Source organism: Burkholderia sp. BCC1985 (genome assembly GCF_905339915.1).
GTDB lineage: Bacteria > Pseudomonadota > Gammaproteobacteria > Burkholderiales > Burkholderiaceae > Burkholderia.
Window position 1 is genome coordinate 256026 of record NZ_CAJPGY010000003.1, and the last position, 11798, is coordinate 267823.

Below are 11798 nucleotides of genomic sequence, written 5' to 3' on the forward strand. Positions count from 1 at the left end.
CGTCGACGTCAACCGCGTCCGCGCGCGTCTTGCGGATTCGCCGATGCGCAGGCCGGATCGTTGCCGACGGAACGATCTCGGGCAGCCGCGCGCGGACCGGTTTCAGCCCGCGCCGCACGCGGGCCGCCGATGGCGCACGATCGGCCGGCAGCCATCGATGCGGCCGGCGCGACACCGCGCAGTCGCACGCGTGTGCCGCCCGCGACCGCGCGCCGCAGCTCGTCCGAATCCCGTTATAAGAAATCCAATAAGCAATTCATGCGAGAAATACTATAGGCGATATATCAAAAACAATGCCAGAATGCGCGCCGCTCCGAACGCCGCGACACCCGATCGCCGTCCGAGCCGCATCAGGAGGTTCCCCCCAATGAAAAACCACGGCCTGTCACGGCGGGGTTTTCTGAAAGCCAGCGTGCTGGCGGGCGTCGCGGTCTACGTCGCGCCCATCGGCAGCCGCGCGTTCGCGGCGCTCTTCGAAGAAAAACTCCTCACCCCCGTCAAATGGGATAGCGTCACCGGCATCCCCCAATTCCGCATCGACGGCATCGCGAAGGTCACGGGCTCGAAAGTATTCGCCCGCGACGTGCGCGCGGCCGACATGCCGCACTGGCCGCAGCAGCAGTCGCACGCGCTGATCCTGCGCGTCACGCAGGCCGACCGCACCTACGAGGGCTTCGACCTGTCGCTGCTCGGCGACGAGCTGAAGCCGGACCGCGTAGTCACGGCCGACGATCTCGCGCGCGACGGCGTCGCGTTCCCGACGTTCTACGGCGACGACATGCTGTTGCCCGCCGGCAAGACGCCCGCGTATCTCGGCCATGCGGTCGCGATCCTGATCTACCACGACTTCGCGCGCTTCCGCTTCGCGAAGAACGCGCTCAAGTTCCGCGACGACGTGATCCGCTACGGCGCGGTCACGGGCCCGCTCGAGCGCGATCCGTGGGGCACCTTCCGCTACGTGCGGGTGGGCGGCAAGACGGCCTACGACGACGATGTCTATTCGAGCCTGAAGGACGCGCCGATCTTTCCGAGCATGATGCGCAAGCACCTGCCGGTCTGGCCGGACGGCAAGGAGCACGGCAAGCTCGACGAGCAGGGGATGTTTCTCGCCGGCCAGATCGCCGCGGAACTCGACCATCCGTCGGCCGACTGGCTCGTGTTCGACCGCGAGTACAACACGCAGTCGGTCGATACCGCCGCGCTCGAACCCGACAACGCGAACTGCTGGTACGACGCTTCGACGCAGTCGCTGCACCTCGTCGTGCCGACCCAGTCGCCGCTCGAAGTGTCGGAAAACGCGGCCGCGATGGTCGCGAAATGCCGCTTCCCGGTGAAGAAGCTGTTCGTGCATCCGTGCTACACGGTCGGCTACGGTTCGAAGGATCACTTCAACGTGCCGTTCTACGGGCTCGTCTGCGCGCTGTACGCGGACGGCCGCCCCGTGCGGTTCGCGAACGACCGCTACGAGCAGTTCCAGACGTCGCTGAAGCGTCACGCGTTCAGGATGCATTACCGGATCGCGGTCGACCGCAACACGGGCCTGCTGCAATCGTTCAAGGGCGACTTCGAGGCGAACGGCGGCGGGCGCTCGAATTTCTCGCCGTCGGTGGCGATGGTCGGCGCGACGGCCGCGCAATCGATCTACTACTTCCCGAAGAGCGACCTCGCGGCGGTCGCGATCGCGTCGCGCGCGATCGATGCCGGCTCCGCCCGCGGCTACGGCACGCTGCAGAGCATGGCCGCGACCGAGATGGCCGTCGACGAGATCGCCGCGCAACTGAACCTCGATCCGATCGAGTTCCGCCTGCGCAACGCGCTGCGTTCGGGGATGAAGAACACCCAGGGCGCGATTCCCGCCGGCGCGTTGCGCGTCGACGAAGTGCTGGAACGCGCGAGGCAGCATCCGCTGTGGACGCGTCGCGCGGCGCGCAAGGCCGAATTCGAGGCCGCGAACCCGGGCAAGCGCTACGGTGTCGGCTTCGCGTGCGTGCAGAAGGACTTCGGCACGGGCGCCGAGGCATCGTTCGCGAAGGTCGAATTCGACGAGCACGGCAAGGTGTCGCTGCAACACACGGCTGCCGAGATCGGCACCGGGATGTCGACGTCGCAGGCCGTCGCGGTCGCGAAGTGGCTCGGCCGCCCGGCGACCGAGGTGCGCGTCGCGGTGACCGAATGGCCCGACCTGCCGGTCGAGACGAGCGGCGATCCGTACCTGATGTCGCAGGCCGACCAGGATCGGCTGAGCGCGAATCCGCGCTGGTCGCCGGGCTATGCGTCGCCGTCGAGCGCGACCAACTCCGCGTACTACTTCACGCACAGCACGCGCGAGGCCGCGCGCGCGGTGTTCCGCTACGGGCTGTGGCCGGCCGCGATGTCGATCTGGACGCGCGGCCTCGGCGGCGGCCAGGCCGCGCCGTACACGATCCGCATCGAGGACGCGCGCTGGGTCGACGGCAAGCTGAGCGCCGACGGCCTCGAGCCGCTGACGTTCGAGCAGCTCGCGAAGCAGGCGCATGCGCTCGGCCTGCCGACCGGCGCCGTCGTGCACGTGTTCAACCGCTGGCAATGGACCGACGCCGAGTTCGACGTGGGCGGCGCGGTCGAGCGTCTGCCGATCGACGGGCTGTCGCTGCGTGTCGGCGCGCCGAAGACGGGCGCCGACGGCCCGCTGCCAGGCACCGTCGCGCCGGCCGGCGCGACCGCGCTGCGCGGCACGCTGGCGCCGACCGCGAACGGCTATCGCGTGCTGGACCGCAAGCGCGTGTTCATCCCGCCGACGAGCCGCAACAACGCGGCCGTCACGTACTACACGGCGGTCGGCACGCTCGTCGAGCTGGCCGTGCACGAAGCGACCGGCAAGGTCGAGCTGCTCACGCATCACTCGATCATGGAGTGCGGCAACCAGATCTCGCCGCAGCTCGTGTCGGGCCAGCTGCAGGGCGGCCTCGCGATGGGCATCGGCCATGCGCTGCACGAGTACCTGCCGCTCTACGAAGACGGCCCGGGCAACGGCACGTGGAACTTCAACCGCTATCAGCTGCCGCGCGCGAGCGACGTCGCCGTGTGGTCGCAGACGGGCGACATCCTGCCGCCGCTGTCCGAGACCGATCCGCCGAAGGGTGTCGCCGAAGTGGTGATGATCCCTGTCGTCGGCGCGATCGTGAACGGCATCGCGCACGCGATCGGCCATCGTTTCACCGACTTGCCGGTGACCCCGCAAAAGATTCAGGAGGTGCTCGCATGACGACCGCCCAAACCGCCGCGTCGGCCGCGAGCGCCAGCGCGGCCGCGGTGCCGGCTGCATCGGCTGTATCCGCCGCCGCTCCGGCCGCCGTCGAGCGTCCGCTCGTGCGCTTTCAGCCGAAGCCGCTGTCGTTGAAGATCAACGGCAAGTCCGTCGGCCCGATGCAGGTGCCCGAGGGGCTGATGATGATCGAGTTCCTGCACGAGTACGCGGGCCTCACCGGTTCGCGGCTCGGCTGTGGGCAGGGCATCTGCCACGCATGCGTCGTGATCGTCGACAAGCCGGACGGCACCAGCGAGGAAATGCGCACCTGCATCACCGGCGCGCACTTCTTCCACGGCCGTTCGATCCGCACGATCGAAGGCCACGCGAAGCGCAACGAAGCCGGCGAAGTGGTGGAACTGTCGCCGATCCAGCAGAAGTTCCTCGAGCACTTCAGCTTCCAGTGCGGCTACTGCACGCCGGGTTTCGTCAACGCGGCGACGGTGCTGATCGAGCGGCTGACACGCGAGCCGGTCGCGAAGGCCGACGTCGAGCGCACGATCACCGACGCGCTGAACGCACACCTCTGCCGCTGCACGGGTTACGTCCGCTACTACCAGGCCGTGAAGGACGTGATCCTGACGACGCCGGGACTCGTGAAGGACGCCGCATGAAACGCACATTCGCCCATCGTGCCGCGCGGGCCGCAGGCCTGCCCGCGCTCGCGGCCGCCTGCGCGCTGCTGCTCGCCGCCTGCGGCGGCCACGACGCGCCTGTCTCGAACGCGGCTTCCGGCGCGCCCGGTGCCGACCCGGTCGCGCGTGGCCGCTATCTCGTCAAGGCCGCCGACTGCGCGGCGTGCCACACCGCGAAGGACGGCGCGCCGTTCGCCGGCGGGGCGCCGCTCGAATCGCCGTTCGGCACGTTCTACGGTTCGAACATCACGCCCGACAAGGATCACGGGATCGGCAGCTGGAGCGCGGACGACTTCTACGCCGCGCTGCACGACGGCAAGGCTCCGGCCAAGCGGCTGTATCCGTCGATGCCGTACACGTCGTACCGGCAGCTCACGCGCGCCGACAGCGACGCGATGTACGCGTACCTGAGGACCGTGAAGCCGGTCGCGCAGGAGAACCGCGCGCACGCACTCAAGTTCCCGTACAACCTGCGCTTCGGCATGGTGTTCTGGGACATGGTGTTCCTGAAGGACAGCCTGCCCGACGCGTCGCGCGGCCAGTCCGCCGACTGGCAGCGCGGCCGCTACCTCGCGGGCGCGCTCGGCCACTGCGCGGAATGCCACACGCCGCGTGCGTTCACGGGCCAGCTCGACGGCGCGAAGCCATTCGCGGGCGCGGCGCTCGGCCGCGTGGCCGAACCGGACATCACGCCGGCCGGCCTCGCCGCGCGCGGCTGGACGGGCACCGACCTGCAGACGTTCTTCGGCGTCGGCATCGCGCCGCAAGGCTCGGCGTTCGGCGAAATGTATCCGGTCGTGCACCTGAGCACGCAGTACCTGGCGAAGGACGACCTGCGCGCGCTGTCCGTGTACCTGCTCGGCGATACGCCGCCGGCACCGCAGCCGCTGAAGCCGGTGTCGGCCGACGCCGCGCAGCTCGCGGCCGGCCGCTCGGTGTATCTCGCGGTGTGCGCGGGCTGCCACGGCTTCAACGGCGAAGGCAAGCCGCACGTGGCGGTGCCGATGAACGGCAATTCGACGCTGCGTCAGGGCGACGCGCGCAACCTGCTGGTCGCGATGCTCGACGGCGTCGACGAGCAGAAGTTTGCCGGCTACGAAAACCTGCAGCCGATGCCGGGTTTCGCGCACACGCTGAGCGACGACGAACTCGCGCAGCTCGCGAACTACCTGCGTGCGACGTGGGGCGGACAGCCCGCGAGCGTCACGCCGGCCGACGTGAAGGCCATGCGTTGAGCCGTCGAGCGGCAGGGCGGGGCGTCGCGCGCAACGCAGCCGGTTCCCGGCCGTGTTCCCGCGCGATGCCTCGCCCGATTCCGGGAGGCGGTGTTTCAGTAGCCGCCGCCTCCTCCTCCGCCACCACTACCCCCTCCGTTGCCGCCCGCGCCGCCGTAGCGGCTCATGCCGGATCCTTGCGACATCCCGCCGCCCGACGACGTACATCCCGCCGACAGCACCAGCATCAGCGCCGCGACGAGCGCCGCGGCCAATCTTGCCGATTTCATTTCACTCTCCTTGGACCGCGCAGGCCGCGCGGCAGGGCGGTTCGCGTGAACCGGCGACCGCGCGATGACGAAACGTCTCCGCCAGGCGGTTTATTCCATGTTTTTTGGGTATCGGCGCGTCGCGGCATATAGCGACACGAATCGGCGCGCGGGGCGCACGCGCGTCGGGCGGCGCCGTGCTCGCGCAGCGGCGCACGCGCTCACACGAGCACGAGCACGAGCACGCAGCCGGGGCGCCCCGGCGATTCGCCGCATGACAGGTAACGGGAGGACGCGGCCGGAAGTCGCCGTCGCGGCGGCATCCGGTCAACGATAGACGAGATCGGCGCGGCGGTTCTGCGCCCACGAATCTTCGTCGTGGCCGAGCGCGACCGGCTTTTCCTTGCCGAGGCTGACCGCTTCGAGCTGCGTGGCCTGCACGCCCAGCGTTTCGAGCGCGCTCATCACGGCTTGCGACCGGCGTTGGCCGAGCGCGAGGTTGTATTCGGATGTCCCGCGTTCGTCGGTGTTGCCCTGGATCAGCACGCGGCGCGACGGATGGCTGCGCAGGTAGTCGGCGTGCGCCTGCAGCAGCGTCTGGTATTCCGGCTTCACGGAGTACTGGTCGAAATCGAAGTAGACGCTGCGCTTCGCGAGCGGGCTGTTCGGATTGTCGAGATCGTCGGCCGCCACGGTGGCGACCGCTTCGCTCGATGGCGCCGGCGCCATCTCGGCATTCTCGGGCGTTTTCGCCGCGTGGTGGCAACCCGCCAGCAGCGCGAACGCCGCAATGACCGCGAATCGGTTCGTTTTGCTCATCGTGCGTCTCCTGCGGTTGACTGCATGGAAAGCGTGGTGCGGGCGATCTGCCGCATCACGCATGCGGCGAGACGGCACGAAAGCGCCGGCTTCCGTGCGCGATGCGCTTTCGTAAGCCGGCGGCGTGCCAGATGAAAGATTGTCTTGGCCAGACGCCGACGCACGGCGCCGCTGCAACAAGATTAGGAAAAATGTCACAGCGTGACCAGTTTCTTCGTCTTTTTCGCGCGGAAATGACGCAGGACGCATTCTTGCTTGCGCGAACGCGCGCAGCATGCGCCGCGCATGCGTGATGCGCCTTTCCGGTGCGGGCGTGTCGCCCGTCGCCGGCGCGCTCAGGACTTGTTGGCGCCCAGCCGATATTCCGATGGCGCAATGCCCATCCAGTCCCGGAATGCGCGTCGGAACGCCCGGTCACTGCTCATCCCGATCCGCGCTGCAATGTCGGCCAGGTGCATATCGGTGGACGTGAGCAGATGCTGCGCGGTCTCAAGCTGACAGAGCGCGCGCAAGTCTCCGTACGAGCAGTGTTCGGCTCGCAGGCGCCGACGCAGTGTCGCCGTGCTCATGTGGAACAGCTGAGCCACGGTTTCGCAGCTGGGTGCGTCCCCTCGGTGCTGCAGCGCGTCGAGTAACAGCAGGCGCACTTGATCCGATAATTTGAATTCGGGAATCGCTGCCAGACCGAAATCGAATGGAAAGTAGTCGATGATGGCTTCCAGCTCGGAATACGAACGGACCACCTTATGGTTCAGCAGACGAGCAGGGAAGCTGAACGAGTTGACCGGTTGATCGAAGCGCAGTGGCGCGCCGAACACGTCGATCAGTTGATGCAACGGATCCGGTGGGGGATACGCCAGGGCCACTTCGTTCAGATTCAGCGGGCGGCCGATCAGCCAGGAAAACAGCTGATGGTAGAAATAGAGGCCGGTAAGATCGACCAGTAGTGCGGCATGGTCCCGGCTGCCACGCCGGGTTTCCATCGTGAACTGCGCCGTCGCACCGTACTCGATCGTCGCCAGCCGGCCGCCGCGTTCCTCCATGGCTTCGTTGAATCGCGCCGCTCGTTCTACGGCCTTCCCTAAAGTCGAGCAGTGAATCACGCAGTAGCACAGCATGTTGACCGCGAGGATGCCGAGCGGCCGATGCCCGTCGCGCTCGCAGCACCATGTTTCCAGCGTGCCGATGCCATGTCGATACAGCCGCGAAAACTCCGGTGTCGGCAATGCGGCCACCACGCCTTTCAGCACGGCGTCCAGTGGCGTGTTGATTCCAGCGCTTCGCCACAGTTCGGGCAGCACGTCGCCGCCCATTTTCCTGAGCTCATTGAGCAAGGGCTGGGCATAACCGATCGGAATCGTGTTCGAGAATTCGCGCTTGTGCATGATGGCCTCATGTCTGAACAGCACATCGAGCTTGTGCTGGCCTGGTACACGCGTCAAGCATTGATCGTTTTTGTCCGGTGGATTGCCTGTTTCCAGCCTTGGTTGGTGGTTCGCACTGTCATTAAATGGCACCTCATAACTCGACCAGACTCGGTGCCGATATCGCCATCGACGCCCCTGATCCTCGTGAGGAGACTGATATGGTGTACTACGACCCCTACGACCGGGAACTGATGAAAAATCCTTGGGACGCGTATCGCCAATTGCGCGATGAGGCTCCCGCCTATTACATGGAAAAGTACGATGCGTGGGTGCTGTCACGCTTCGACGATATTCAGAAAGCCTCGCTCGATCGGGAGAACTACACGGCGACGGCGGGCATTGCCACGGGCAATCTGCTGCAGAAGCGCCTGATCCCGGACAGCAGTACGTTCATGTCGATGGACCCGCCCGAGCATACCGGCTTTCGTAAGGCGGTTGCCTCCGCCTTTCGTCCGACCGAGGTACAGGCGCGGCTGCCGGCATTCGTCGCCGAGCGCATCGAGAAAAACGGCGCACCGCTGCTGAGCCAACGGGAATTCGATGCGGTCAAGGCATTTGCGTTACCGGTCGCGACGGACGTCGCGGCGCACCTGACCGGCATTCCGCTCGAGGACGGACCGATGCTGGTGAAGTGGGTCGAGGTGTTCGAGCCGTTCTTCCACGACATTCCGCCGCGGGGTACTTCGGATGCATCGGCGACCAGCGCCGACGCCGCCGGAGGCCAGTTGATCGACTACTTTCTGCGACTGGTGGACCGTCACCGCAAGCAAGGTCCGTCGCCCGACAACGTGATCGGGATGCTGCTTCTGGCAGACATCGACGGGCACCGCCTGGACGACCTGACGATCGCGCAAAACGCGCTGCCGCTTTTCATCGGCGGGATGGAGACGTTTCCCAAGCATTTCGGCAGTCTGTTGTACTGGCTGGCCGAGTTTCCCGAACAGCGCGCCAAGGTCGCGAGCAATCGCGCACTGTGTGGGAAAGCGGTGGAGGAAGCCATGCGCTTCGATGCGCCCGCTCCAATGCTTGGACGCCGGGCTGTGAATGCCGTGACGTGGCATGGCCACACGATTCAGCCTGGTCAGGCGGTGATGTTCCTTTATCAGGCCGCGAATCGCGACGACCGTACTTTCGAACGCCCGGATGAATTCGACGTCGAACGCGCTTTCATACCGCAGGTTGCGTTTGGATCAGGCATCCACGTATGTCTCGGCATGCACGCGGCTCGGCTGGAAAGCCGAATGATGCTCGAATGGCTGCTGAGCCACGCCCCCGACTACAAGGTGGACAAAACCCGAGCCGTACGTGGCCTGCTTGCCGGCATGCATGGGTTCCGCAGTCTCTCCATCGAGGTATGAGCATGAGTCAGGTAGCGCGTGCGTACCACATCGAGCACTACGGCACGATCGACGGCATCCGGATACGACAGCATGATCGACCCAGGCCCGGAGTCGACCAGGTTCTGGTTCGAGTGCGCGCCAATGCGTTGAACTATCGCGACCTTCTGGTCATGCGTGGCATTCCGGTTGGCGCAGATCTGCCGCCGGGGAGAGTGCCGTTGTCGGATGGCGCCGGCGAGGTCGTCGAGGTCGGGGAGAACGTGACACGCTTTTGTGTCGGCGAGCGCGTTGCCGCGATCTTCCGTCAGGACTGGATCGACGGTGATTACCGGCACGAAGGCGCGCAGACGGACCTCGGCAGCGGCATCGACGGGATGCTTGCTGAATTTGTCGTCCTGGACGAGCAAGGCCTGGTACACCTGCCGTCGCATCTGTCCTATGAGGAAGGCGCGACGCTTCCAACCGCCGGTGTAACGGCATGGATGGCTATCGTCGGCAAGGGACGGGTTACGGTAGGAGACACAGTGGTGCTGCAGGGAAGCGGCGGCGTTGCGGTGTTCGCGTTGCAGTTCGCAAAGCGCCTCGGCGCGCGCGTCATCATGACCACGTCAAGTGCTGAAAAAGGCGAGCGGCTGAGCGCATTGGGCGCGGACGAGATCGTCAACTACAAGACACGCCCCGATTGAGCGGACGAGGTCCTGCGACTGACGGACGGTCGTGGCGCCGACGTCGTGGTCGACAGTGGCGGTGGAGGAACGCTCGCCAATTCGTGTGCGGCCGCGCGCATCGGTGGAAGGCTGGTGTTGATGGGATTGCTTGCCCAAGGCGAGGAGGCCGGTACCGTATCCGAGTTGTTCTACACGATGTTCGTGCGTGACCTGACTGTCGTCTCGGTACACGCGGGTAGCCGGACAAATTTCGAAGCGATGAACCGAGCCATCGAGCAGCATGGCCTTCGCCCGATCATCGGTGAGCGCTTTCCGTTCGGGCGCGCGCCCGACGCATATCGCTATCTGCAGAGCCAGACGCATCTCGGTAAGGTGGTGATTGGGCATGACGGATAGGCTGGTCGTTGGGAAGCCCTCGCTATCGATCACACGCTCAGCAAATCGATCCATGTGCCCGGAGCGCCGTATTGATTTCCCGCGGCTTTGTGCCGCGCACGCTTGAAGGCGTGTGTGGCTTCCTTTATTGGATCGTCGTTGTGTAGCCGGCGAAGGTGGATGACTGCCTTCACGTGATATGCGTGACCCGCACCTTCCGGTGCGGGCGTATCGCGCGTCGCCGGCGCACTCAGAACTTGTGCCGCAGCCCGAGCGCGACCACGACCTGGTTGCTGTTGGCCGACGGCGTCATGGTCCAGACGGTTGCGTTGAACGCGGGGTTGCCGTTGCCGCCGCTCACGCTTTGATAGACGGCTTCGAGATACGCGTCCGTGCGTTTCGAGAACGCGTAGTCCGCCTGCGTGACCACCTGGTTCCATTTCGGGCGCGTCTGGCCCGTGCGCGTGTCGAAACGGCCCATCGTGTACGTGTACGCAGCGGCCACGCTGAACGCCGGCGTGACGAAGTAGCGGCCGTCGACCGTGAAGTTGTCGAACACGAGCGATTCACCCTTCAGCGGGGTGATGCCGCTGCCCTGGAGCACGCCGCTCACGCCGTCGGTGGCCGAGTGCGACCATGCGGCGCCGACCGAATGCGGGCCGAACGCATAACGGCCGGCCAGGGCCCAGATCTGCTGGTTGCCGCCCGTGATCGTCGCGGAGCCGTCGAGCGTGCTCAGTGCGCCGTCCGGATTCGGCGCGTTGCGGTCGCGGCTGATCTTCAGGTAACCGGCGCCGAGCTTCAGCGGCCCGTTCGCATACCCGAGCCCCGCGCTCCACACGGCGTTGTTCGAGAACGCGCCGGCCGTGTTCGAGAATCCGAACATCGCGCCGAGCGTCAGCCCGCGATACGTCGGGCTCGTGTACTTCACCGCATGGTTGATGCGCAGGTTGCGGTTCGAGTCGTCGTTGTCGTACGGATGCACCGCGAGGTTGCCGCCCCAGCCGGGGCCCGACGCGCCGAGCGGCGTCACGAAATCGAGAATCAGGTCGTACTGGCGGCCGAACGTGAGCGTGCCGGCCGTCCGCGAGCTCAGGCCGAGCCACGCCTGACGGCCGAACAGGTCGACGCCTTTCTGCGACAGCTTGCCGGTCGTGCCCGAGAAGCCGTTCTCGAGCGTGAAGACCGCTGCCGTCCCGCCGCCGAGATCCTCGCGGCCGCGCAACCCCCAGCGCGACGCGTTCAACGCACCGCTCGTCATTGCGACGCTGCCGCTGCCCGGCGAACCGGCGCCTTGCGTACGCTGGTTGGTCGCATAGGTGATCGACGTATCGATCAGGCCGTACAGCGTCACGCTGCTCTGTGCTCGCGCGACGCAGGGAATCAGGAAGCCGGCCGCACAGGCGGCAATCACGCTCAGCGGGAGCGCACCGGTACGACGGCCGCGGCGGGCGGCAAGCGGCACGGCGACGCGCGCGCCGGCGGGCTTGGTTGTTTTATAGGAATGCATATGACTTTTTTCGTTGCTCTCCGGCCCGATCGCCGGTGGGTCGTATCGGCGCGCGGGCCGACGGATCGAGTGGGCATTATTGGAGAACGTGCGACCGGCGATTAAGGCGCTGCACAGGAAAGGTCCTCTGCGGGATCGCGTGGAATCGCGGCGTTTCGACGCGGGGGTTCGGTCGAATCTGCGCGAAATACGGCCGTCTCGCGTGCGGAACGATTCGGCAGCGCCGGGGCGGTTCAGCGTGAGCGTCGGCGCGGT

8 protein-coding genes and 1 pseudogene are annotated in these 11798 nt (G+C 66.3%); 5 read left to right on the plus strand and 4 right to left on the minus strand.

Going from position 1 to position 11798, the window contains the following annotated elements:
- Nucleotides 1-367 precede the first annotated feature (367 nt).
- Genes U4Z31_RS04625 through U4Z31_RS04635 form a run of 3 tightly spaced genes read left to right on the plus strand, consistent with a single transcriptional unit; the run spans nucleotide 368 to nucleotide 5156 of the window.
- Nucleotides 368-3244 carry a xanthine dehydrogenase family protein molybdopterin-binding subunit gene (locus U4Z31_RS04625; protein WP_321809567.1) on the plus strand — a complete coding sequence of 959 codons (2877 nt, stop codon included), beginning with the start codon at nucleotides 368-370 and terminating at the stop codon, nucleotides 3242-3244.
- The gene (locus U4Z31_RS04630; protein ID WP_321809568.1) at nucleotides 3241-3900 is read left to right on the plus strand and encodes a (2Fe-2S)-binding protein; all 660 of its coding nucleotides are present in this window, start codon (nucleotides 3241-3243) and stop codon (nucleotides 3898-3900) included. The genes U4Z31_RS04625 and U4Z31_RS04630 overlap by 4 nt, the downstream gene beginning before the upstream one ends.
- On the plus strand, nucleotides 3897-5156 hold the full coding sequence (locus tag U4Z31_RS04635) for a cytochrome c (protein WP_321809569.1): 1260 nt from the start codon (nucleotides 3897-3899) through the stop codon (nucleotides 5154-5156). The genes U4Z31_RS04630 and U4Z31_RS04635 overlap by 4 nt, the downstream gene beginning before the upstream one ends.
- A gap of 95 nt (nucleotides 5157-5251) precedes the next feature.
- On the opposite strand, the gene U4Z31_RS04640 is transcribed toward U4Z31_RS04635, so the two are convergent.
- The 3 genes from U4Z31_RS04640 to U4Z31_RS04650 all read right to left on the minus strand — a co-directional run bounded on the left by U4Z31_RS04640 (nucleotide 5252) and on the right by U4Z31_RS04650 (nucleotide 7608).
- Entirely contained in the window at nucleotides 5252-5425 is a 174-nt protein-coding gene (locus U4Z31_RS04640; RefSeq protein WP_185640807.1) for a hypothetical protein, read from the minus strand.
- A 306-nt stretch (nucleotides 5426-5731) separates the two neighbouring features.
- Nucleotides 5732-6223, minus strand: coding sequence for a peptidoglycan-associated lipoprotein Pal (pal, locus tag U4Z31_RS04645; RefSeq protein WP_044844571.1), 492 nt, complete (start codon nucleotides 6221-6223; stop codon nucleotides 5732-5734).
- Between the two features lie 335 nt (nucleotides 6224-6558).
- A complete protein-coding gene (locus tag U4Z31_RS04650) occupies nucleotides 6559-7608 on the minus strand; it encodes an AraC family transcriptional regulator (RefSeq protein ID WP_321809570.1) in 1050 nt (349 codons plus the stop codon).
- 200 nt (nucleotides 7609-7808) lie between these two features.
- Between U4Z31_RS04650 and U4Z31_RS04655 the strand changes: the two genes are divergently transcribed.
- Nucleotides 7809-9008 carry a cytochrome P450 gene (locus U4Z31_RS04655; protein ID WP_321809571.1) on the plus strand — a complete coding sequence of 400 codons (1200 nt, stop codon included), beginning with the start codon at nucleotides 7809-7811 and terminating at the stop codon, nucleotides 9006-9008.
- Nucleotides 9009-9010: 2 nt separating this feature from the next.
- A pseudogene (locus tag U4Z31_RS04660) lies at nucleotides 9011-10054 on the plus strand (zinc-dependent alcohol dehydrogenase family protein).
- Nucleotides 10055-10283: 229 nt separating this feature from the next.
- Here U4Z31_RS04660 and U4Z31_RS04665 read toward each other — a convergent pair.
- Nucleotides 10284-11543: a porin gene (locus tag U4Z31_RS04665; protein ID WP_321809572.1), complete on the minus strand. Its 1260-nt coding sequence runs from the start codon at nucleotides 11541-11543 to the stop codon at nucleotides 10284-10286.
- Nucleotides 11544-11798 lie beyond the last annotated feature (255 nt).